13 protein-coding genes are annotated in these 24,521 nt (G+C 68.0%); all 13 read right to left on the minus strand.

The genetic code is table 11. The features are described 5' to 3' along the window. Window positions 1-11: 11 nt before the first annotated feature. The 13 genes from ACQY5G_RS15840 to ACQY5G_RS15900 all read right to left on the minus strand — a co-directional run bounded on the left by ACQY5G_RS15840 (window position 12) and on the right by ACQY5G_RS15900 (window position 24,482). Window positions 12-167, minus strand: a complete 156-nt coding sequence (locus ACQY5G_RS15840; RefSeq protein WP_428275584.1) for a hypothetical protein — start codon at window positions 165-167, stop codon at window positions 12-14. Window positions 168-246: 79 nt separating this feature from the next. Next, entirely contained in the window at window positions 247-1,341 is a 1,095-nt protein-coding gene (locus ACQY5G_RS15845) for an NAD-dependent epimerase/dehydratase family protein (protein WP_428275586.1), read from the minus strand. Then, on the minus strand, window positions 1,338-3,854 hold the full coding sequence (locus ACQY5G_RS15850) for an SDR family oxidoreductase (RefSeq protein ID WP_428275588.1): 2,517 nt from the start codon (window positions 3,852-3,854) through the stop codon (window positions 1,338-1,340). Before ACQY5G_RS15850 ends, ACQY5G_RS15845 begins: the two co-directional genes overlap by 4 nt. After that, window positions 3,851-10,915 carry an SDR family NAD(P)-dependent oxidoreductase gene (locus ACQY5G_RS15855; protein ID WP_428275590.1) on the minus strand — a complete coding sequence of 2,355 codons (7,065 nt, stop codon included), beginning with the start codon at window positions 10,913-10,915 and terminating at the stop codon, window positions 3,851-3,853. Before ACQY5G_RS15855 ends, ACQY5G_RS15850 begins: the two co-directional genes overlap by 4 nt. Further along, the gene (locus tag ACQY5G_RS15860) at window positions 10,912-12,735 is read right to left on the minus strand and encodes a B12-binding domain-containing radical SAM protein (RefSeq protein ID WP_428275592.1); all 1,824 of its coding nucleotides are present in this window, start codon (window positions 12,733-12,735) and stop codon (window positions 10,912-10,914) included. Before ACQY5G_RS15860 ends, ACQY5G_RS15855 begins: the two co-directional genes overlap by 4 nt. A gap of 58 nt (window positions 12,736-12,793) precedes the next feature. Then, entirely contained in the window at window positions 12,794-13,069 is a 276-nt protein-coding gene (locus ACQY5G_RS15865; RefSeq protein WP_428275594.1) for a hypothetical protein, read from the minus strand. Between the two features lie 120 nt (window positions 13,070-13,189). Next, window positions 13,190-14,953 (minus strand): solute carrier family 23 protein, encoded by a 1,764-nt coding sequence (locus ACQY5G_RS15870; protein ID WP_428275596.1) that lies wholly within the window; start codon window positions 14,951-14,953, stop codon window positions 13,190-13,192. Then, on the minus strand, window positions 14,953-16,809 hold the full coding sequence (gene cysC, locus ACQY5G_RS15875) for an adenylyl-sulfate kinase (RefSeq protein WP_428275598.1): 1,857 nt from the start codon (window positions 16,807-16,809) through the stop codon (window positions 14,953-14,955). Before cysC ends, ACQY5G_RS15870 begins: the two co-directional genes overlap by 1 nt. Further along, the gene (cysD, locus tag ACQY5G_RS15880) at window positions 16,809-17,708 is read right to left on the minus strand and encodes a sulfate adenylyltransferase subunit CysD (RefSeq protein ID WP_428278718.1); all 900 of its coding nucleotides are present in this window, start codon (window positions 17,706-17,708) and stop codon (window positions 16,809-16,811) included. The genes cysC and cysD overlap by 1 nt, the downstream gene beginning before the upstream one ends. A gap of 5 nt (window positions 17,709-17,713) precedes the next feature. Continuing rightward, window positions 17,714-20,926, minus strand: a complete 3,213-nt coding sequence (locus ACQY5G_RS15885) for an efflux RND transporter permease subunit (protein ID WP_428275600.1) — start codon at window positions 20,924-20,926, stop codon at window positions 17,714-17,716. Next, a complete protein-coding gene (locus tag ACQY5G_RS15890; RefSeq protein WP_428278719.1) occupies window positions 20,923-22,230 on the minus strand; it encodes an efflux RND transporter periplasmic adaptor subunit in 1,308 nt (435 codons plus the stop codon). The genes ACQY5G_RS15885 and ACQY5G_RS15890 overlap by 4 nt, the downstream gene beginning before the upstream one ends. 9 nt (window positions 22,231-22,239) lie before the next feature. Then, window positions 22,240-23,817, minus strand: coding sequence for an efflux transporter outer membrane subunit (locus ACQY5G_RS15895; RefSeq protein WP_428275602.1), 1,578 nt, complete (start codon window positions 23,815-23,817; stop codon window positions 22,240-22,242). Continuing rightward, window positions 23,814-24,482, minus strand: a complete 669-nt coding sequence (locus tag ACQY5G_RS15900; protein WP_428275604.1) for a TetR/AcrR family transcriptional regulator — start codon at window positions 24,480-24,482, stop codon at window positions 23,814-23,816. Before ACQY5G_RS15900 ends, ACQY5G_RS15895 begins: the two co-directional genes overlap by 4 nt. Window positions 24,483-24,521: the final 39 nt, after the last annotated feature.

Raw genomic sequence — 24,521 nt, forward strand, 5'->3', positions numbered from 1 at the left:
TTGCGTCGGCGCTACGCCCGCTCCGGAACGCGTTCACCATCTCCCACAGCGCATCGCGAACCTTCTCCACCGCCTCCTTCGCGCGCCTCATCGGACAGCGTCGTGCCGCTCGGGAATTCGTACTTCTCGATCGCGAAGTCGGCGATGTCCGGGATGTTGTCGCTCATCTGCTCCATCCGCGCTGAGTGGGTTTGGAGGTCGCCTCCGTGACTTGCGTCAAAATCATGCGGGGACGACCCGTTGCGGTCAACCGAATTCCCCCCGGCGGCCGCCCCGGGGCGCGGAGACGAGACCGTCGTTCAGCAGTTGCTGGAAGTGACTCGTAATGGTCTCCTCGACGGGACGGAAGGCGAGGCCGAGGATGGTCCTGGCGCGCGCGTTCTCGAACCTCAGCGGATACCCCACGTTGCGCTTCGCCACGGCGCGGGGGATACCCCGCAGGGGTGCGTACGAGATGGCCATCGGATTGGGCACGGTGCGCCGGGGCAGGGGAAAGCCGTCGCCGAAGCGGTCCCGCAGGATCCCGGCGATTTCGATCAGGCTGCGGGTCTCGCTGACCAGGATGTGTCGTCCCTCCGCCTCCCGGATGAGGCCCGCCTGCAGGTGGGCTTCCGCGACATCCCGGACGTCGACGATGGCGAACTCCAGTTCCGGAGCACCGGCGCGATGGGCGCCGTTTCCCAGATCGCGCATGACCAGGACCCCTTCGGCGTTCGTGCGTCGGCTGAGGCCGGGTCCAAGAACCAGCCCGGGATTCACGACCACCAGGTCCCACCGGGTCTGTTCCTCCGCCATCTTCCACGCCAGCCGCTCCGACAGAGTCTTGGAGTAGGAATAGGGCTGGTGGCCTTCGTGGCTGGTGGTGTTCCAGTGGCTCTCGTCGAATCGGCCCGCCTCGATCTGCTCCAGGTCGGCCGCGTCCCCATAGATCGCCACGATGCTGGAAGTCAGCACCACCCGCCGGACCGCGCCTGTCCGGCCAGCGGCCTCGAGCACGTGGCGCGTGCCGCGTGTCGCGGGCTCGATGAGGTCGCGCAACGGATCGTCGACGTCGCGCACGATGAGCGGGGAAGCGGTGTGGAAGACCAGCGGGCATCCCGCCATCGCCCGGTCGAACCCCTCGGGATCGAGGAGGTCGGCGCGGAACAGGGACAGGGTTCCGGGGCGGCCCCGGGCGATCGTCCGCAGATGGCCGGTTCTCGCGGGATCCCGGGGATCGCGCACGGTCCCGTGAACGTCAAAGCCCAGTTCCAGAAGCCTCTTTACCAGCCACGACGCGACGTAGCCGTTCGCACCCGTGACGAGAACCGGCCCGCGCGGTCGCCGCCGACCGAGTGTCACAACAGCGAAGCCCGACGACTGTGGCCCGACAGAAAATCGCGATAGCGGACGAACGCCTCGTCGATCGCTTCGTGCGTCAGCCCGTAGTCGGCGATGTCGTACGTGTGACGCTTCTCGGTGCGGCGGCGCTCGCCCTGCTCGTCGAGCCACGCTTCCATGGCGGCGACGACTTCGGGTCTCAGGGGCCAGCCGAAACGATCGTAAACGTGGGCCACGACGGCCGTCGGATCCTGAACCAGATCGTAGTAGCTCACGTCGATCCAGCGGTCGTCAAGCTCCGGGCGCGACTCGCGAAACGCCACCGCCCGATCGAGGAGGAGGCCCATCGCGCGCAACTGCTCGGCGCCCAACTCATCCGGGGGACGCGGCTTGCTGACGTCCGCGCGGATCCGCTCCACCAGGCTGCACCACGATCCCATAAACTGCGCGGGCTCGCGGTGCGTCTGGATGAACAGAGCGTCGGGATAGGCTTCGGTCAGCGCCTCCAGCTCCCTGAGATGCGCCGGCATCTTGAACAGCCACTGTCCGTCGGCCCCGCGATTCCACTCCCGGCGCTGCCAGGTGTAGTGCTGCATGACGCGCCGGTGCAGAGCGTACGATTCGCGCGAGCCGCTCGCTTCGAGCCAGCGCTCGTAGGTCGGGATTGGATGCCGCGTGGCAAACATCCAGGCTCTGAACGAGAGCCGGAGAATCGCCATGTCCTCTTCCGGCTCGTCGAGGCCGACATGATGAGTCCCCTCGAAGGAATCGATGATGCCGGACGCCCTGAACACGTCCCTCGCCAGCGCGCGGCGCGGGTCCTCGGACGTGCCGGCCAGGCCGGCGTCATCGCCGGCGGCGATGACGGGCTCGACGTACTCGTACGCCCGCAGCGCCCAGAACCGGGGATCCCGGGCCATGAGGCGGTGCAGGTAGGTGGTGCCCGTCCGGTTGATGCCGACGATGAACACCGGCCGGACGATCTCCTGCCGCTCGATCACGGGATGGCGCAGTCGTTCGCCGGCGAGTTCCGCGTTGTTCCGAAGGATTCGGCACATGTCGAAGACGATGTGGCCGACCCGATCTTCCGGCAGGGTCGCTTCGGGCGAGTTGAGCGCGTCGACAAGCTGCTCCAGCCCTTCGAACATCCACTCGGGGTAGGTGTCCTCGAAGGAGACGCCGTTTTCTCCGGCGTAACGCCGCGCCTGCGTCACCAGCCGGTCGAAGTCCAGGCTGCGGCGCGGCTGCGGATAGGGCCAGTCCTCGCGATGCGCCCGCACCCACCGGTTATGACGCACGTAGCGGGTAAGCGGGCCGAGCCATTCAATCGGCCCCGGGCAGTCCTCGCGAATGGCGCGGTCGCTGATCGGGAGCGACGTGGCCGCCGCGGCCCCTTGCAGCCAATAGCGTCCGAAGTGATCGAGCACCGGCCAGTACCCGGCCATGGGAGAGGCGTCGCCGCGAGCCTGGCAGGCGCGCCTGAAGGCCTGGTACGACACCTCCGGCAAATCCAGTCCGAGCTCCTCGAGCGACACCGTGCGATAGGAAGGCGTCGGATTGCAGCAGTTGTAGAGCGTGAACCGTCGTTCCGGGTTCAATGAGATGTCGGTGCAGATGCGACTCAGTGTATCGACCGGGTCGTTGGTGGACTGCAGGGCGAACCCGGATGGAACCAATCCTGTGTCGACGATCGCCGCGAAGAGTCGCTGGGTGATGTTGCTCGGCTCACTGTATCCGGTCGTTGCCATGCTGGTCTGCCCCAGGCGAAACACGGCCACGGGGAGACCGGCCGACTGGGCGAACAGCAGCGCCTGCTCGGCGACCAGCTTGCTCCAGGGATATCCGAGCAGCCCGAGCGGAAACGTCTTCTTCATGCTCGCCAGACCGGGCTGCCCCTGGTGGGCGATGCGGCTCCCCTCGTACTCGTGCGCGAAGGTGCAGACGTACTCGGGGAAGATCCCCATCGTCCCGGCGTAGAACAGGTGCTTGCGGCGCGTGCGCAGGCACAGCTCCAGCACGTTGCGAAGACTGGACGTGTTCACGCTGCGGATGCCGGCGTACGAGGCGGCCAGGCTCAGCGTGGCGGCGAGGTGATAGACGGCGTCGACGTTCGCGCAGAGATGGTCGAAGTCGGCGCGCGGCAGACCGAGCCGCGGCTGGGCGATGTCCCCCGTGCAGACGTGGATGCGCGGAGCGAAGTCATCGTCCCAGGTCTCCGCGTGCTTCATGTTCGCCCGCAGCCGCCTGAGACCCTCCTCCCCGCTCGCCGCCCGCACGAGGCAGTGCACCTCCAGGCCAGCGTCATGCGCCAGCAGGTCGCGCACCAGGAAGCGCCCGACGAAGCCGGTCGCACCGGTCACCAGCACGCGGCGGATTTCCGAAGGAGAGACGGCTTCGGCCGGCGCCGCTCCGGTCACGGCGGCGCGCACGAAGCGACGCAACTCCGAGAGGTCGCGTTCACAGTGCGGCGGCAGCTTCCCGACCAGTGGCGGGACCGGGCGGCGGGGCGCCGTTGTCGCCGTGGACCGCGTCATGCCCGGATCGGGAAGTGGTCCTCCAACCTGTTCGCAAAGGGCGAACGCCGCCTGCGTACCTGGTGTACGCGTTGCGGTGAGACATCCACCAACCCATCGGTTTCGGCTACGGTCTCACCGTCCGCATCCGACTCGGCTCCGTGCACGATCATCTCCGCCAGCGACAGGGCAGAGGCGGTCGTCATCAGCTCGAGGGCGCTCACCTGCCGGTTGAACTGCGCCTGAATGAAGGCGCCGAGTTCGGCGACCGAAATCGACGTGAGCCCGAAGCTCGACAGCGGCTCCGCGACATCGCCCTCTTCGTGCCCGCAAAGTTCGGCCACCTTGGCGGAGATCTGCGCGACAACGTTCTCCAGGGTCAGTTCGCCGCGCACGTTGACCTCGAACGCCGCCTGATTGTTGAGCAGGCGCCCGTTGCGCATGTAGTCCGGGGAATCGACGGTCCACGCCGGGTTGGAGAACAGCGCGGTTACCATATGGTCATGCCCCTTCGTGCCGGGCTCCGTCGGGTCGGGCGCCATCGCGCGCAGGGCGTAGTCGAGATTGGCGATCGCAAAGTTCGCGCTCACCGTCATCATCCCCGCCGCGCGCATCATACGCATCACGTGAAGGCTGCGCGCAGCCATCCCGACCTCCGTGACGGGACCGAGGTTATACGAGAACCCCGGCATCCCCTGCCGGCGACGCCAGGCCGCCAGGCCATCCAGGAAAGCGCTCGCGCTGCTGTAGTTGACCTGCCCCACGTTCCCGAACGTCGAAGCGATGGAGGAGAAGAGGACGAAGTAGTCGAGGGCGCAGTCGGTCGTGGCATCGTGCAGGTTCAGTGCGCCGCGGGCCTTGGGCGCGAACACGTTCTCCAGCGACTCGGCGGAGGTGTCGAGGAACGAGCGGTCCTCCAGCGTTCCGGCGAGGTGGAAAACACCCTTGAGCGGCCGCTGCAGCCCGGCGATGCAGCGGCGCACGTCCTCATCGTGGCGCACGTCGCCCGAAACGATCTCGATCTCGTAATCGCCGGTCATCTTCGACAGCGTGGTCGTCTGGCGGAGCCACTCGACGCTCCGTCGACGCTCCGGGTCGCGGTCCATCAGTGTCACGTGCCGGGCCCCCGCCGCGATCAGGTAGGGTACCAGACGCAGCCCGAAGCCACCCAGCCCGCCCGTGACCAGATAGGTGGCCTCGGGGTCGAGGAAGGGGCGCGTGTCCGCGATCGCGAACCCCCGATCCGCCGGGTCGGGCGGTGCCTTCAGGACCAGTTTCCCCTGGTGCCCGCCCGTCGTCATCAGGCGTAGCGCCCTGGCGTAGTCGCGGTACTCGTAGGCGGTGAGTCGGGGTGGCGGCACGGCGCCCTCGTTCATGAGGTCCAGACAGGCCTGCGAGAGCATGTGCGACAGCACCGGATCGTCGAGCATCAACCGGTCGACGTCGATCGCGGCGAAGCGGAGGTTCTTGCGGAAGACCCGCATGCCGAGCGAGTTGTCCGTGAAGATGTCGACCTTCCCGATCTCGCAGTGCCACCCCGAGGGCCTCAAGGCCTTGAGGCAGAGGGCGATGTGATGGCCGGCGAGCGAATTCAGCACGACATCGACGCCTTCGCCTCCCGTGGCCTCCATCAGGTCATCGTACCAGTCGTGGCTGTGCGAATCGAACGCCCCGCGCACCCCCATCTCGAGCAACTGCTCGCGCTTGCTCCGGTTGCCGGCGGTGGCGTAGACCTCCGCCCCGACGTGGTGCGCCAACGCGATCGCCGCCTGTCCGACGCCGCCCATCGCGGAGTGGATGAGGACCCGCTGCCCCTCTCTCAGCCGGGCCAGATGGATGAGCGCGTAGTACGCGGTCACGGTCACCGAGAGGGACGCCGCGGCCTCCTCCATGCTCAGCCCGGGCGGCTTGAGGAAGGCCAGGTGCTCGTTCACGACGATTCGGTTGGCGATGCAGCCGCCCGTCGTTACGGCCACTTCGTCGCCGGGGCTCAGACGCTTCACGTCCGGGCCGGCGCGGCGTACGACCCCGCTCCCCTCGATGCCGACCTCGCGGCCCAGCGCCGAGCGCTCGTAGGCCAGCGCGGGGAGGAGCCCCAGCGTGACCATGACATCCCGAAAGTTCAGAGCCGCCGCGGCCATTTCGATCTCGACGTCGGAGGGCCCCAGACGGGGCAATGCCGTTGTCGCCACCTGCAGGCCGCTCACCTGGCCGGGGTTGTCCAGCCGGAGCCGGTAGGGGGGATCAGCGCCCGCGGGCACGAGCGGCCAACGATCCCGAACGCTCACGACGCGCGGTACCCACAGGCGTCCGTCCCTGATAGCCAGTTCCCGTTCGCGCGGATCGCACGCGTCGAGTCGTGCCAGCGCCCCGAGGTCGCCCGCCGTGCCCAGATCCACGAGACGGAAGTCGATCTTCGTGTCCTCGGCGAGAAGCTCGAGCGCCAGGCTGCGTACCGCTCCCCACAGCGCGCTTCCTCGCGGCGCCTCCACGCCGCAAACGGCGCCCTGCGTCACAACGTTCAAGCGACAAGTCCGGTTCGCGCTCTCCAGCCGGAAGGGCGCGAGGGCCTGGAGGAAGGCGACGAGGCGCCACACTACTCGCTCGCCCGTCGGATCGTCCGGGGCCGGCCCGACGAAGAAATCGATCGCCTCGAGGTCCGCACCCCACGGCCACTCTTCCAGCGATGTGAAATCACCGTCCTCGAAGGCGCTCCAGGGGACGCTATACGCGTGGGTCGGATCGAGTTGCGCGATCCACTCCGTGGCCGGGCTACCGGGTTCGCCGATCACCCAGCGGGGACCGGCGGTGCCAGCCGAAACCGCGGCCGCGCCGGTCGGCGCGGGATCCTCCTGCGCAGCCTGCAGGAGCGTCGCGCGGGGGCCGGCGTGAAGCGTGCTCCAGCCGTTCCCCGGCTCGATGACGTCGCTCTCGTCATGCGAGACGAGCGCGAGTCCCCCCGGCACGGCCAGCCGCTCGACAAGCGCCCACGCTTCGGCCCAGCGATCCCCGCCCGCTCCGCCTTCACCCGTGTCACGGTGCAGAAGAACGATCTCGGTCGCGGCGGGTCGTAGCAGACCCGTCGCCATATCCGTCTCGGAGGCGCCCTCCGCCGCGGCTTCCAGCGAGGCGAAGCGAATCGCGGCATCGCGGTGATTGAAGGCTTCGTAGAGTGCCTGCGTGGATTCCTCATCGTCCCCGAGCAGCCAGTACTCGCTCTGCGCGTCGGGGCCGGAGAGATGCTCCAGGCATTGGTTGAGCATGGTCCGATCCGCGTCCCGGCAGCCGGCGATTTCGACGACGTGACAGGCGTACGGGCTGCCTGCCGCACCCTGTTCGAGGGCGGCGATGAGGGCGGCGGGATCGACATCCCCGTCGCGGACCGCGTCTCCGATCCGCGGTGTCGGAGGCACGAACTTCGGTTGCCAGCGGATGAGGTGCTTGCTGTCCGGGACGTCGCTCCAGCGCGGATTGCTGTTGAAGGAGTGATACTCTCCGATATGGGCGAGCAGTTGCCCTGTATCGGTGTCGTAGAGGCTGAGCCGCCCGATGTACAGCTCGCCGAGAGGCTTGTTGTACTGGCCCCGCTCGTCCACGTCGAACCAGTCGCCCGTATCGACGAGAAAGCAGGTGATGCGCGGCCCCGTCGGGGGGTGCACGAACGTAATGTCGCACGCCCGCTGCGGCATGGAGAAGAAGTCGGGCAGGCGCATCAGGTAGCGCAGGAAGATCTGCAGCCCGCCGTCGGTAAGCGGGGGGTAGAGGAGATATCCCTCCTCGCGGCCGGACGCCCACAGTTCCTCGTCGACCTCGATTTCGAACAGCATGTCCGTCGAACCCGAGTCCATCTCGATCCGCTGGACGCTGCGGAACTCGGGCCCGAACTCGAAGGCATCCCCGACGACCGCTTCAATCTGGTCGTAGAACTCCTCTCCCGTCGCGAGGGGCGAGGGATCGAAATCGGAAGCGAGGAGATCGTCCAGCGTCGGAAAGGCGTCGACGGCATGGTTTTCGTCCACGCGGCGCACCCTTCCGCGGCAGTGCAGCGTTCCGGCTTCATCATCCTCGAAGGATCGGGTGGAGATCGTGAACGTGTACTGCCCTGGAGCGTCGGGCACGGGAAACAGGGCGGTCTGCAGCCGCACCGGAGTCGGATTCACCGGCGTGTGTTGCAGGAACTCGATCTCCTCGATGTTGATGGGGTCCCCCGAGAACGCCTGCAGCAGGAGTTCGATGTATCCGGCGGCCGGAATGATCGGGGCGCGGTGGACGCGATGGTCGGTCAGCCACGGAAAGTCCTTCTCGGAGAGCCGCGCCTCGAACAGGATGTGGTCGCAAGCCACGCGGTGTCCGACGAAGGGGCCGTGGGAGTACTCGCCGCGCTGGACGAACATCTCGTCGTCGACCAGGTCGTCATTGCTCGTGGTCTCTTCCCTGGGATGACCGGGAAGGAGGTGAGCGATGGGTTCCGGGCGCGGATACTGCGAGGCGAAATCCAGCGCGACGCCAGCCCGGTAGAGGTTCCCCAGGGCCTCCTGAAAGCCCGGGCACGCATCCTCATCCTTCATTAGGGTAGGGAGACAGACCGCGGCCGGGCCGGCCGCTTCCAGACACTGCCGGATCAGGGGCTGCAGCGCGCCGTGGGGGGCGATCTCCAGAACCACGTCGGGGCGGCATTCCAGCCTCACGGTCTCCATCGCCGTGCCGAAGAGGACGGGGTTCCGGATGTTGGACCACCAGTAGGCGTTGTCCAGACGCTCGACCGTCTCCCCCGTGACGGAGGACACCATGGGCACGTCGCCGTCGAAGTCGCATTCGTTCAGGAAGGCGAGCGCCTGCAGCGCGTCGTCCCGCAGCGGATCCATCGCGGTGGAATGGAAGGCGATGTTCCCGGGGATCAGCCGGTTCTGCAGGCCGCGCCGGTCGAGTTCGGCCATCACGGGCCGCAGCGCGGCTTCCTTCCCGCAGATGACGGTGTTGGCGGGCGAGTTCTCGCAGGCGATCTCCGCCTCGGCGGGCCGGTGGTTTCTCAACAGATCCTCGACGCCCGGCCGGTCGAGGCCGATCGCCAGCATCCGGCCGGAGCCGGCCACCCGCTGCTGCAGCGTGGCCCGGTGATAGACGAGCCGCGTCGCATCGGCGAGTGAAAGCGCCCCGCTCGCGTACGCCGCGGCGACCTCGCCCGAACTGTGTCCGACGACGCACTCCGGATGGACACCCCAGGCCGCCAGCATCTCCACCAAAGCACACTGAATCATGAAAATGGCCGGCTGGGCGAGCTGAACCTCGTTCAACTCCTCCTGGCTCGCCGAGAAACAGGCGTCGCGCAGCGACGCGTCCGAGTGTTTCCGCCATTCCTCCTCGATGGCATCGACCACCCGCCGGAATACGGGATCCGAGTCGTAGAGATCGCGCCCGCACCCTGCCCACTGCGTACCCTGTCCCGAGAACACCATGGCCACCCGGCGGTCGCCCGCCTCCACCGTGGAGACCGGGGAGGGGTCTTCCACGAAGGCGTCCAGTGCCTCGACCAGCTCCGAGCGGCTGCGGACAGCGAACGCCGTGCGCACGGGGAACCGGGCGCGGCGCCGGCTCAGATTCCCGGCCAGCGTGTAGAGGTCGGTTTCCCGCCCGTCGAGGTACTCGCGCAGGCGTCGCGCGCTCTCCTCGAGGGCCTTCGGCGTCCGCGCCGAGAGGGGGATCATGTAGCCGGCGTCGGGCGCCAGCGGCACCGACCATTCCCTCGATCGGTCCCGTCGGTACTCCCGCACGACGCAGTGTCCGTTCGCACCGCCGAACCCGAAGGAGTTGATCCCGACCACGACCGGGCGGTCGGGGAACGGCTCGCAGGCGGTCTGCACCTCGATGGGACCGAGGTCGAAATCGATCTCCGGATTCGGAACCAGGTAGTTCTCCGAGATGGGGGCGAACGTCCGCCGCCGCATCATGAGGATGACCTTCAGCAGCGCACAGCTGAACGCCGCCGCCTCGAGGTGTCCCACGTTGCTCTTCACGCTGGCCACGCGGAGCGGCGCCTCGCGCTCGACGCCGCCGAACGCCTCGGCAATGGCGTTTCCTTCGATGCGGTCGCCCACGACCGTGCCGGTCGCGTGCGCCTCCACGTAGTCGAAGTCCTGCGGGCGCAGTCCCGCACGCCCGCAGGCCTCGCGCATGAGTTCGACCTGCGAATGGCGCGTCGGCGCCGTGATGTAGCGCCCCTGGGCGAATCCGGCGGCGTCATCGGCGGTCCCGGCCGTGTTGACCGCCGTGGCTTCGATCACCGCGAAGATGTGGTCTCCGTCCCGCTCGGCCGCCTCCAGCGGCTTGACGGCGAACACGAACGCGCCTTCCGACCGCATGTAGCCATTGGCGTCGGCGTCGAAGGAATGACACCGGCCATCCGGACTGATGACGCCGAGTGCGTTGAAGGAGGCACTGCAGCGGGCGGACCCCAGGTAGGTGGCGGCGCCCACCAGAGCCTGCTCGCAATCGCCCTGACGCATCGAGTTCACCGCCGTGTGAAGCGCGGTCAGCGACGCCGAGCAGGCGGTGGAGGTCGCGATCGACGGCCCCATGAGGTTGAGATGGTAGGAGATCCGGTTCGCCAGCATCGAGGCATCGATGCTCAGGATGGAGAACTCGTTGGTCCCGAACAGGGCGCGCCAGTTCGCGGTGGAGGCGACCTGGGCTCCGATGAAGACGCCCGTGCGGCTGTTGCGGAGGGCGTTCAGGCTCCAGCCGGCGTGTTCGCAGCTTTCCCATGCGCAGCCCAGCAGCATCCGGATCTGCGGATCCATATAGGACATTTCATGGTGGGAGACGCCGAACAGACCCGGATCCATCCGCTGCTCCAGGTCATCCCGGAGCAGCCCTTCGTACGGACTGCCGAAACGGCCCGGACCCGAGAACCGGCCGATCGGCTGGTAGCCCCGGCCGTAGCGCTCCGTGACGGACTCCTGGACGACCTCGCGTTTGCTGAGGAGCCGCCAGAAATCTTCATCCGTTCGGAGACCGCCCGGCATCCGGTAGGCGTAGCCGACGATGGCGATGGGATCGCCGGATGTACCCGCGATGGAAGTCACTTGGCCTCCGCTCGGCGGGCGCCCCCGAGCTCGGACGCCGGGACGCCGGCCTGTTGCGTCGTGGCTCCGAGAACCGGCAGCGTCGCGCTCGACGGTCCGGCGGGTCCCGGCTCCAAAGTCAACGCAAGCTCGAAGTCCGCCAGAGCCTCGCGGACACCGTCTCCCGTAAACCGGAATTCATCGGGGATGGCGTTCCGGCGCCTCTTGGCCCGTTGCAGGGCTTTCCGTACGAGATGGTCCTCCGGGCCCTCGGCCGAACCGGGATCCCGTCCGGCTTCATGGAACGCTGCCGACTCCGACTTCAGGTAGTCCTTGAAGCTGCGGAGAACGGTCTGCTGGCGCGTGAACTTCTCGCAGTGGTGGCCGGTGGCGGCCAGACTGATGGCCAGCGGCAGGAGTCGAGGGTGGTCGCTGGAGACTTTGGCGATGTAGCGCGAAAACGGCGAAAGCTGTTCCGGTGTGAGGCGCCGGCGAATTCCCATGATGCCCGCATAGAGGATGTGGGCGTTCACCCGCTTGTGGAGGTGCGGTACGGGATTGAGGTGGTCCAGCAGGGTAAGGCAACGGTCGAAGTAATTCTCCAGCGTCGAATCGTAGATGGTCCCGATGACCCGGAGATACCCCTCCACCAGCGTCGCGGGGTCCATTTGCGGCTTGAAGTTCAGGGAGGTGTCGTCGATTTGGACAGGTTTGTCCAACAATCGATTCTCTCGCTCCAGCCGGGTCCAGAGATTCGTTCCCTTGAGTGCGGTCAGCAACCCGATCAGCGCCATCGGAATCCCGGCCTCCTGAACGAACTCGATCTGGGCATCGAACGCGTTGTCATCGTCGTCATCAAGCCCGAGGATGAAGCCGCCCAGAACCTGCATGCCCTTCCCCTGAATCTTGCGCACAGCGTTGAACAGGTAGTCGTCATCGCGCATGTCGATGTTCTGCGGTTTCTTCATCTTCTTGAGAGCCTTCGGGTTGGGCGTCTCAATCCCCAGGAAGACGGAGTCGAAACCGGCCTCGATCATGACATCCATCAAGTCGTCCATCCGGACGAGATTGACGCTCGCTTCCGTGAACAGGGAAAAGGGGTGGTCGCGCTCCTTCTGCCATTCGGCGATCGCGGGGAGGAGCCTTGAGACCTCGCGCTTGTTTCCGATGAAGTTGTCGTCGACGAGAAAGAGAGGACCCCGCCATCCCAGTCCATACAGAAGCTCGAACTCGGCCACCATCTGTTCCGGGGATTTCGTTCGGGACACACGGCCGTACAGCTTCGTGATGTCACAGAACTCACAGTCGAAGGGGCAACCCCGCGAGAACTGCAGGGACATCGAGTAGTAGTGGTTCAAGTCGATGAGGTCGAAACGGGGAAGCGGAGCGAGGGTCACATCCGGCCGCCTCGGGGCGCGATAGACGGCCTTGGCGGCGCCGTTCTCCAGGTCGCGAAGAAAGGTGGGAAAGGTCTCCTCGACCTCATCGAGCACAAAGTGATCGACGCCCTCCATCTCCTCGTGAAAGGTGGTGGGGTGCGGGCCGCCCGCGATGACGGGAACCCGCGCGCGGTTGCAGCGCCCCACGATCTGCTCCAGCGAGGGGCGTTGCGGGATCATGCTCGACGTGAAGGCCAGGTCCGCCCACTCCAGGTCGGCCTCCTCGAGCGAAGTCACGTTCAGGTCGACCACGCGCAGGTTGTACCGCGACGGAAACATCGCGGCCACGGTGAGCAGGCCGAGAGGGGGAAAGGCCGCCCTGATGCCCATGAGATCCAGGGCATAGTCGTGGCCCCAGTATGTCGGCGGGTGCCTGGGGTAGAGCAGCAGGGCATTTGGCATGTTGGCCTACTCCGGTCGCCCGCCGGTCATTCCATGCGAACCGGTCATTCCATGCGAATCAGGATCCCTCGACGCAGCCGCGCACGGCCTCGTCGGCGGTGGCGAACAGCTTCGCGCGCCATTCCTTCCGCCGCTTCCGGAACGCGTTCACCATCTCCCACAGCGCGTCCCGAACCTTCTCCATCGCCTCCTCGCGCGCCTCATCGGACAGCGTCGTGCCGCTCGTGAACTCGTACTTCTCGATCGCGAAGTCGGCGATGTCCAGGATGTTGTCTCCGACGACGTTGAAATCGACCGCGTTCCTCATGGTCGGGGCCGGGCGTGGCTCGCTCATCTGCTCCATCCTCGTTGAGGGGGTTTGGAGGTCGCTTCCGTGGCTTGCGTCAAAATCATGCGGGGACGACCTGCTTCGGTCAACCGGACCCCCGGTCTCCCGGTCTGGAGGGGCGCGGCCTTACGACCTGCCCGCGGTCCACGCGCGGTTCACGTGCACGGTCAGGACGTCCGCGTTGTGATACTGGTGGTGCTTGACGGAGGAGGCGTGATGCCGCAGGAGCGCCAGCGACAGGTCCCGTTCGCTCGTCGGGTCGGGGCGATCCCCGAGCAGAGCCATCTGGTTCTCCAGGTTGCCCTCGTGCGTCGCCGCGGTGAACTCCAGTCCGGCGCCGAAACGGAGGTTCCGGGCCACGACGCGCAGCCGGCGCTCCTCCGCGGCCGGGACCTCCTCGTCCCCTTCCTTCCGAAGGAGACTCAGGAGCGCCTCTTCGGCCGCCGCCCGCAGGCGGTCCGTCGCCTTGCCGCTCCACTTGTACCGGGCCGCGAATTCCTGGAGGAACTTGTCGAGTTCCGGGAGGTTCTCGGGGCGCAGCGCGACCTCGATCCTGTGGCGGCGGGGTCCGGTCACGTCCAGAAAAAGGTTCAGGAGGAGGATGGACAGCCCGCCCACGGTGAGGCCGTTCGCGAGCATGCGGCCCATCGGCGTGGCCAGGTAGGCGGGAAAGATCGCCTGGAACTGGATCCCTGCCCCGATCCAGAACGCCAGCCCGGCGATCAGCGAATACTGCCGGTCGATCCCCTCCTGGAAGAGGATCCGCATGCCCTGCACGAAGATGAGGCCGAAGACGACCATGATGTAGGCGCCGAGCACCGGCGCCGGGATCGACAGGATGACGGCCGTGAGCTTCGGCACGAAGGCGAGGGCGATGAAGGCCCCCCCAATGACGACGCCGATACTGCGGGCGGCGACGCCGATGCCGCTCGCGAGGGCGATCCCGGCAACGTACGGCCACGGCGGCAGCACGCCCGCGACACCCGACAGGAGCGTGCCGGCCCCGCAGGCGGCGACGGACCCCTGGACCCGGCGAAAATCGACGGCCCTCGGCTCGCGCCGGGAGAGGTGCTGCATGCGGACGTTGTCGCTGACCTGCCGGATCGTGATCACGAAGGACACGAAGAGGAACGCGGGCAGGAGCAGCCAGAAGCTCGCGTCGAAGCTCAGATCCAGACCGGACAGCGGCGCGTTGGGGATCCCGATCCAGCGGGCTGCCGCCACGCGTTCGAAGTCGAGAATCCCGAAGAGCGCGGCGGTCACACAGCCCGCGGCGATGCCGATCGGGGCGTTCCACGCCCGCACGAACCGTTTGCCGCGGAGCAGGAGGCCCACGACGCACAGCATGGTGACGGCGGCAACGGTGGGGGCCGCGGCCGGCGGAGCGTTCTCCGGCACGCGCGTGAGCATGGCGAACGCCAGTGGCATGATCGTCACCGCCACGAGCGCCGTCAGCGTGCCCGAAACGACCGGCGTGATGATGCGCCGGAGCAGCGCCAGCCGGGCCGCCAGGGCAAGCTGGCACAGCCCCGCGGCAAGGACCAGCACCCCCAGCAGCGCCGGCCCCCCCGCGACGAGCGCGAGCACGCCGACCCCGATCGAAGCCCCCGAAGCGCCCATGACGGTCAGCGTTCCACCCCCGAGGCCGGCGAAGCGCTTCGCCTGGACGATCGTGAGGAGACCCCCGATCACCATGCTCGCGAAGACCGCCCAGGAGAGGTATTCGTCGCTCTGGTTCGCGACGCGCGTGACGATCGTCGTGACCACGACCACCGGCACGCACACGAGGAGTGCCGTCTGTACCCCGATCACCAGGCTCGCCGCGTGCGGCGGACGTTCGTCGGCCGCGAATCGCAGCTCCGCTACATCCGAACCGGGTCCGTTCGCCATCAGTTGGCCTCCGTCATGGGAGTCGGGAGCTCGCGGTCGAGTCGCTCCGTCAGCAGGTCCACGCATTCCTCCGGAGAGAGTTCTTCCGTATCCAGGCGCAGATCGGGATCTTCGGGCCGTTCGTAGGGACTGTCGACTCCCGTGAAGTTCCTGATCTCTCCCCTGAGCGCCTTGGCGTAGAGGCCCTTCGGGTCGCGCTCCGCGCACGCCTCGAGCGATGCGTCCACATGAACTTCCATGAATTCGCCGGACGCGAACAGACCTCGGGCGTAGTCGCGTTCCGACCGGAACGGGCTGATGAAGGCGACGATCACGATCAGGCCGGCGTCGACCATGAGGCGGGCGACCTCCGCGACCCGCCGGATGTTTTCCACCCGGTCCGCTTCGGTGAAACCCAGATCGCGGCACAGGCCGTGACGCACGTTGTCGCCGTCCAGGAGATACGTGTGCCGTCCCTCGACGGTCAGCCGGCGGTCGAGCAGGTTGGCGATGGTGGACTTCCCGGAAGCCGACATTCCGGTCAGCCACACGCACTGGGGGCGCTGAAGCTTCATCCGCGAGCGGACGTCCTTCGACACGTCCAGCTGCTGCCAACTCACGTTCGCCGCCCGCATGAGCGGGAAGACGATCGTGCCGGCGGCGGCCGTCGCGTTCGTGGCGCGATCGATCAGGATGAAGCCGCCCAGCGCGCGCGACTCATCGAAGGGCGCGAAGGGGACGGGGCGGCTGGTCGCGAGGTTCACGGTCCCGAGGTCGTTCAAGTGCAGAACGGAAGCGGCCAACTCGCTGCCGTTGGACACGTCCAGCCGGTGCCGGATCCGGGTGACCGCGGCCCCCACCTCCCGCGAGTGGAGCTTCATCACGTACGGGCGGCCCACGGCGAGAGGCTCGTCGTGCATCCAGACGAGGCGTGCCTGGAACTGGTCCGCGACCTCGACGGGTTCGCCTGCGCCCGCGACGACGTCGCCCCGCGTGACGTCGACATCAGGAGCCAGCGTCAACGTCACGGAGTCGCCCCGGGCGGCGCGCTCGCGGGTTCGGTCCCCCACCGAGATCGACGCCACGCGGCTCTCGGTTCCGGCGGGCGAGATGCCGACGGCATCGCCGACCGCCACCGTGCCGGCGGCCACGCGTCCGCAGTATCCGCGAAAGTCGGCGTGCGGCCGATTCACATACTGGACCGGCATCCGGAAGGGCCGGCCGGCGGGGGATTCCTCGACGTCCACGGTCTCGAGATGGGCGAGCAGCGTCGGACCCGCATACCAGGGCGCCGACGCGCCGTTTCGGGTGAGGTTGGCCCCGGTCAGCGCCGCGACCGGAATCGCCTCGACCGCGGCGAGACCGATCTCGTCCGCGATCCCGCGGTAGGCGTCCCGGATCGATTCGAAGATCTCCCGGTCCCACCCGACGAGATCCATCTTGTTCACGGCGAGTACGACGCGGCGGACGCCGAACATGGCCGCGATCCGCGTGTGCCGCGCCGTCTGGGGCAGAACGCCCTTGCGCGCATCCACCAGCACGACGGCCAGATCGGCGGTCGAGGCGCCCGTCGCCATATTCCGCGTGTATTGCTCGTGGCCGGGCGCGTCGGCCACGATGAAGCGGCGGCGCGGCGTCTCGAAGCTCCGGTACGCGACATCGATCGTAATGCCCTGCTCGCGCTCGTCCCTCAGTCCGTCGACGAGCAGGGCGAGGTCCGTCGCCCTCCCCTGCGTGCCGTAGCGCACCGAGTCCTGTTCGACCCGCTTCAGCTCGTCCGAAAAGACCTGCCGGCAGTCATGCAGGAGTCGGCCGATGACCGTGCTCTTGCCGTCGTCGACGCTGCCGCACAGCACGAAGCGAAGAGCCGGCGGCATCAGAAATAGCCCTGCTTCTTCTTGAGTTCCATCGAGCCGTCGCGGTCATGGTCGATGAGACGCCCCTCGCGTTCGGAACCGTCCGTCGCGAGCGTCTCGGCAATGACCGCGTCGAGCGTATCCGCGTCGCTCTCGACCGCGGCCGTCAGCGGGTAGCAGCCCAGCGTCCGGAAGCGGATGCGCCGTTTCCGGGGCTCCTCGCCGGGGAGCAGCGGCATTCGGCCATCGTCGACCATGATCCACCGTCCATCCCGCTCGACGACGGGACGTTCGGCGGCGTAGTAGAGGGGCACGATCGGGATCTCCTCCGCGCGGATGTACCGCCAGACATCGGCTTCGGTCCAGTTGGAGAGCGGAGAGACGCGCAGGGATTCGCCGGGAGCCAGGCGGGTGTTGTACAGGTTCCACGGCTCGGGACGCTGCGCCTTCGGATCCCATTGGTGGGCCGCGTTGCGCAGCGAGAAGATGCGTTCCTTGGCGCGCGACTTCTCCTCGTCCCGTCGCGCGCCGACGAAGACGATGTCGTACCCGCCCTCGTCGAGCGCCTGCCGCAGCGCCGCCGTCTTCATCACTTCGGTATAGCGTTCCGATCCGTGATCGAACGGATTGACGCCTTCGCGCAGCCCGTCGTCGTTGGTGTGAACCCGGAGGTCCACGCCCGCTTCCGCCGCCGTGCGGTCCCGGAACGCGATCATGTCCCGGAACTTCCACGTCGTGTCGATATGAAGCAGGGGGAAAGGCGGCGCCGCCGGCCAGAAGGCCTTCCGGGAGAGGTGGAGGAGCACCGAGGAGTCCTTCCCGATCGAATACAGCATCACGGGCCGCGACGCCGCCGCGACGCCCTCCCGAAGGATTTCGATGCCTTCGGACTCGAGCGACGCCAGCCAGGTGCCCGACAGATCGCTCAGCGCTCGATTCCTCCCGCGGCCAGACCGAGCTTCGGCTTTCGCCGCCAGCGAACGAAGGCCCGCTTCGCCCTCATCGTGAACGTGTAGTTCATCATCGCCAGCGCGGGCACGGCGAGCATGATGATGAAGGTCGCGAACAGGATCCCGAACCCGAGGCTCACCGCCATGGGAGAGAGGAACTGCGCCTGGACGCTGCGCTCGAGGATGATCGGCGACACGCCCAGAAAGGTCGTCACGGAGGTCAGCATGATGGGACGGAAGCGGACCTTCGCCCCCTGCACGATCGCTTCCGACATGGGGAGCCCCGACCGGTACCGTTCGTTGATGAAGTCGATGAGGACCAGCGAATCGTTCACGACCACGCCCGACAGGCCCACGAGCCCGAACATGGAGAGCATGCCGAGGTCGAGCCCCATGATGAGGTGCCCGATCGCGGCGCCGACGAGCCCGAGCGGGATGGAGGCCATGACGACGAGCGGCTGCAGGTACGAGCGGAAGGGGATGGCGAGGAGCGCGTAGATCGCGAGCAGGGCGAGCAGGAAGCCGCGCGCGATTCCCTCGAACGCCAGCGTCTGCTGGCGCTGTTCTCCGCCGAACCCGTAGCGAAGGCCCGGGTATTCGGCCTGCAGTTCCGGCAGGATCGCCGAGGTGATCTCCGTGTTGACTTCCTGCCCCGTGATCACGGCGGCGTCCACGTCCGCCGTGACCGTCACGATGCGCCGTCCATCGATCCGGTTGATCGTCGATGAGGCGACGCCGAACGAGACGTCCGCGACCTCCGACAGCGGCGCCTCGCCTCCGGTCGGCGTGCGGATCCGGTAGTCCTGGAGGTCGGCGAGCGTGTTCCGCTCCGACTCGGGAAGCCGGACGTAGACGCGCACCTCGTCGCGGCCCCGCTGCAGGCGGTAGACCTCATTCCCGAAGAACGCCCCGCGTACCTGGCGCGCCAGGTCGTCGAGCGTGATCCCCAGCGTGCGGGCGGCGGGCCTGAGTTCCAGCTCCAGCTCCCGTTTCCCCCGGCCCCGGTCGTCGCGGACCTCGGTTACCCCCGCAATGCGAACCAGGCGGTCCGTGAACTCCGGCACCGCCGCGTTCAACATGGCCGTGTCCGGGTGGGAAAGCTCCACCTGTACCGGCGATCCCAGATCGATGAGGCTGGAGCTGAACGTGAGTTCCCGGGCGCCGGCGACCGGCCCCACGCGCTCCCGCCAGGCCCGCTCCACCTCGATGGCCGGCAGGTCCCGTATCTCCGGGTCGGTCAGCCGCAGACTGACCTCGGCGACGTTCGACCGGATGAAGCTCGCCTCGGCGCTCATGCCGGGGCCTCCGGCCTGGGAGGGACGCTGCCCGACGCTCGTGAAGACCGCTTCGACCAGGGGCGGCTCGTCCGCCGGCAGCTGCGCTTCCAGTTCCGCGATCGCCGCGTATCCCTGCCCCTCCACGTAGCTGGCGACTTCCAGCGTGCGCTCGCTCGTCGTTCCCTCGGCCATCTCGATGTAGGCGACGACCTCCACACCCTCGATCACGGGCAGGAGGCTGAACCGGAGATGCCTTCCCGCCACGAGCCCCCCCACGATCATGAGGGAGGAGACGGCGCCGAGGACGGTCAGTCCCGGGCGCCGCACCGCGAAGCGCACGCAGCGCTCCAGCGGTCCGTCGATGAAGCGCTGCAGGTTCGTCTGGACGAGCGCCTGCGCGCGGTACACGGGTCCCAGCAGCCCCCCTCTGCCCCGGCCCGAGCCCGGCGCCGGCAGGTGCGAGAGGTGGTAGGGGAGGATGAACAGGACCTCGACGAGCGAGAGCAGGAGCACGGAGATCACGATCGCGGGGATCACGTAGAGAAACTTCCCGAGGCTGCCGGGCACAAAGAGCAGCGGAGTGAAGGCCGCCACGGTCGTCAGCACCGCGAAGATCACGGGCACGGAGACGCGTCTCGTGCCTTTGATCGCCGCCCGCAATGCGGGCGCTCCCTTCTCCCGTTCGGCGAAGATGTTCTCCCCCACCACGATCGCGTCGTCCACCACGATCCCGATCGCGAGGATGAAGCCGAACAGCGCCATCATGTTGATGGAGATCCCGGCCCACGCCATCACCGCGAACACGCCGGCGAAGGAGAGGAAGATCCCGACCGCGGTCCAGAACGCGAGGCGCAGGTCGAGGAAGAGGGCCAGCGCGATGAGAACCAGGATCAGACCCAGCCGGCCGTTCTTGATGAGGAGGTCGATCCGGCTCTGCAGGTAGGAGGCTTCGCTGCGCCAGATGCTGTAGTCGACACCCCGCGGCAGAGAGCCGGCCAACTCCTCTTCCAGGTAGCGCTCGACTTCGTCGGAGATCTCCAGGACACGCTCGTCTCCCGTCCGCAGGACCTGGACGAAAGCCGTCGGCTGCCCGTTGTAGGCGTTGATGAGGTCGACGTGCTCGAAACCGTCCTGGATGTCCGCGATGTCGGTGAGACGGAGCATCGACCCGTCGACGTTCGCCCGCACGACGATGTCCGCGAAGTCCGCCCGGGTGTAGTTCTGGCCCCGGATGTGAACGAGGATCTCCTCGCGATCGGTCTCGACGCTCCCGCCGGGAAGGTCGAGGCTGCCGCGCCGCACCGCCGCGGCCACCTCGTCGAGCGTCAGGCCGTGGGCGCGCAGGGCCTCCTTCGAGACTTCGATCGAGATCTCGTACTGCCGGACGCCGGAAACGCGGACGAGGGAGATCGTCGGCAACGAGGTGAGGTCGTCCCGGACCCGGTTCGCGATCTCCTTGAGGGTCCGCTCCGGAACATCGCCGAAGATCGCGATCTCCATGACGCGGCCTTCCGCGCTCAGGGCGACGACCTCCGGCTCCTCGGCATCGACGGGAAAGCTCGTGATCCGGTCGATGGCGGACTTGATTTCATCGAGCGTCTTCGACTCGTCCGTGCCCAGCGACAGTTCGGCGAGCACGATGCCGACGTTCTCCGAGGCGGCGCTCGTGACGCGATCGACGCCCTGGATGCCCGTGATCCGCTCCTCGACCCGCCGCACGATCGCCTGTTCGACTTCGTCGGGCGACGCCCCAGGGTACTGGACCTGTACCTGGATCGTGTCGAGGGAGATCTCCGGGAACGTCTCCTGGGGCAGACCGATGAGGCTTACGAATCCCGCCAGGATGATCAGCACCATCAGCAGGTTGGCGGCGACGCCGTGCTTGGCCATCCAGCCGATCGCCCGCCTCATGAGCCATCTCCTTCCGGCCCGTCCCCGTTGGCGCCGGGCTGCCACGGCTCGGCGCTCTCCAGCATTTGAACCGGCCGCACCGTCATGCCGTCGGTGACGAAGAGGAGCATCGAGACGATGACCGGGGTCCCGTCCGGGATCGGTCCGAGCACCACGGCTTCATCATCCACTTCCTGAATCGGCTCGACCGGGGTCATGACGAGCAGCGTGTCGTCCGCCACGGTCCAGAGGACATCGCCATCCCGCACGGCGGCGGCCGGGACCACGGCGTACTCCTCGAAGCTCGTGCCTTCGATGTCCACCGTCGCGTAGCTGCCGATCAGGAGCGGCGGGCGGCCCGGATCGTCCTCGGGAGGCGTGAACGGCTCGGGGACGGCGACGACGACGTCGACCGTTCGCGTCTGCTCGTCGAGCGCCGCCTCCGCCCGGTCCACGTATCCCGACCACGCGTACTCGGTCCCGCCGTACTCGGACACGATGTCAACCGGGATACGGGTCGCGGCGTCGCCCGCACGCGCGCTCCACAGACGCTCGATCAGCGCCGCCTCGTTGTCGCTCAGCGGCACGACGATCTCCACCGCGTCCGTCGCGTACAGACGGCCGACGGTCTGGCCGGCCGCGACGAACTGTCCGAGATCGACCGTCTCCTCGCGTACGATCCCGTTGAACGGAGCCCGAATCCAGGTCCGTTCCAGCGCGAGCCGCGCATCTTCCAGCCTGGCGCGGGCGCTCCTGAGCGCCGCCGCGGCCGCATCGAGTTGCGGCTGCCGCGTGACGAGGGCGTTCGGCGGCGTCGGGTCGAGGTTCTCACGTTCGGCGAGCCGCCTCCATTCGTCCAGCGCCAGCCGCGCGTTCTCCTCGGCCTCCAGCAGTGCGACCTCGCGCTGGGCGACGTCCGCCTCCGCGGCCTCAACGGCGTTCTCGTAGTCCGCCGGGTCCACGCGCAGGAGCGACTCGTTCTCGAGGAACCGTCCGCCGCTCACGAGCGCGGGCGAAGTCCAGATCACGCGCCCGCCGACCTGCGGCGCGATCGTGACCTCGGCGCTGGGCCGCACCGTGCCGCCGCCGCGCACCTTGATCGCGCCCTGCGTCACGCGGGCGGGCACCGTGCTGACCGTCGGGATCACGCGCGGCGGCTCCACCTCCGCGGGTTCGGCGCGCATGCCGAACAGGATCGCGAAGCCGAGCACTCCCACGCCGATGACGATCGTCCCCTGTACCAGCCGCCTCAGGAACGCCGGCGGGGCGACGGGCGCCTCCGCGTTCCCTGCCTCGTGCGGCGTCTGCCGCGTTCCGTCTTCCATCACTCCGCCCTATCTCCGGTCGGGGAGCGACGCCGCGCCCCCCGGGTCTTCGCTCGTTTCGTCTGCACTCGTCTCGATGTCCTCGACGTCCTCCGCCACCCATGCGCCGCCCAGGGCGCGGTGCACCGCGAGCCGCGCCTCTCCGATGCCGCGTTCGGCGAGCACCCGGGTGTTTTCGGCGCCGTTCAGGTTGACCCGCGCGTCCAGGTACTCGACGTAGTCCCCCACCCCGCTCTGGTAGCGCTCCAACTGGTTCTCCAGCGAGGCGCGGGCATCGGCGACCTGTTCCATGACCTGCGCGTACCGCTCCCGTTCGTTCTCGAACCGCCGCAGGCTTGTCCGCACGTCCCGGAAGGCGTCCAGGACCGTGCGCGCGTAGGCGATGAGCGCCTGGTCGTACTGCGCCCAGGCCGCCCCGACGTTCGCGCGCAGGCGGCCGCCCTGGAAGATCGGGGCGACGAGGCCGCCGATGAGGTTCGAGAACCACTGGTCGATGAACCGCAGATCCTCGGGCGCGCCCGCCTGGCGCCCCACGGCTCCGTTGAAGGAGATCGTGGGGAGAAGTTCGGCCCTGCGCGCCCCCACCCTGCGGCGCGCCGCCTCGACGCGCTCGAACGCGGCCATCACGTCGGGCCGGTCCTCGAGGAGCGACACCGGCAGCCCGCCGGGAATCGGGGTCGTATCGACCGCCGGTTCGAGCGCGGCCGGCAGCAGGTCCTCGAGCCTCCCCGCGTATCGTCCCACGAGGAGGGCGAGCCGCCCCTCCGCATCGTCCACGGCAGTGCGCAGGCCCGGCAGGTTCGACTCGGCGGTCCGGTACTGCTGCCGGATCGCGTAGAGTTCAAACGTGTTCGTGACGCCGGCCTGATACCGCTCCCGGGTGAGTTCCGCGCGCTCCCTGAGCAGATCGACGTTGTCCTCGGCGATGGCGAGCTGGGCCCGCGCGGCGACGACCTCGAGATAGGTCGAGATCGTGGACGCGATGACCGTGAGCCGTACGGTTTCCGCGTCCGCCCGGGAAGCCAGGAAGTCGCGGACCGCCGCCCCGGATTCGTTGCGCAGCCGGCCCCAGAAATCGAGTTCGTACGCGAAGCCGAGCGAGGCCGAGTACGTCGTGAACTCGAACCGGTCGGGGAAGTTGAAGCTGAGCCCGGGGATCGGGCTCTCGGCGTCGTCGTCGCCCCCGAACTGCGACCCCAGCCCCGTATTGGCGGGCGTGCTGGACCGGTTGCCGTTCGCGTCGAGCGTCAGCGCCGGGAAGAGCGGCGCCCGCGCGATCCGGTACCGGTGCCGCAACTCCTCGAGCCGCGCGACGGCCTCGTGGAGGTCGAGGTTGGCGACGAGCGCCGTCTCGATCAGGCGGTCCAGCGTCGCGTCGTCGAACGCGCGCCACCAGTCGCGGGGCTCGTGCGCCGTATCGGCGGGGGGGGCTTCCGCTTCGTACGCCGCGGGGAGTTCGGCCACCGTGCCCGGGAGCCGCGGGCCCGGCGCGAACGAACACGCGCCCGCCATCGCGAGCAGGAGAAGCCCGCCCGCTCGACGGAGACCGCGCACCCCGGTCCTCGACGCCACCCTTGCGGCACTCACGCGAGTCTCCCTCGTCGGACGCCTTCGGTCGGCCGCAGACCCGCCAGCAGGAGATCGACGATGTGTGCTTTTCGTTCCTGCAGGAAGCGGTCGAAGTCCTCCACGGCGCGGGAGTGGAAGAGGCGCACCGTCGGGAGCGCGACGAACGGGAACAGGCAGGCCGACACGATCGTGAGCAGCGTGTGGCGGAGGTCGATCTCCCGGATCTCGCCCGCGCCGATGGCCGCGCGCAGCCGGTCCTCGAGCAGGAGCCCCGGCACCTCCTCGCGCGCCTCGATCGCGGCGGCAAGGTGCCGCTCGAGGACGCCGCCGCCGCACAGACATTCGTTCAGCATGAGGCGGGCCATGTCCTGGTGCTCGTAGATGTAGTCGATGTAGCCGTACACGAACGCGCGCAGACTGTCCTCGACCCCCTCCTCCGCCCGCAGCGACTGGCTGAGCCCGGCCATGAACTGCCGGCACCCGTGCTCGAACACGGCCTCGTAGAGCTGTTCCTTGGTGCGGAAATAATAGTGCAGCAGCGCGCGGTTGATCCCCGCGTGATCCGCGATCTCCTGCAATCGCGCGCCGTCGCGCCCCTTGCGGGCGAATACCGTCAGCGCGGCGTCGAAGATCCTCTGTTCCGTGTCCGGCGGTCGGGTCGCGGCCGGAGCTTGCGAAGCCATCGCGATCCTCGCGTTATCCAAATCGTTTAACAGTCTTGT

Source organism: Candidatus Palauibacter sp., assembly GCF_965261555.1.
GTDB lineage: Bacteria > Gemmatimonadota > Gemmatimonadetes > Palauibacterales > Palauibacteraceae > Palauibacter.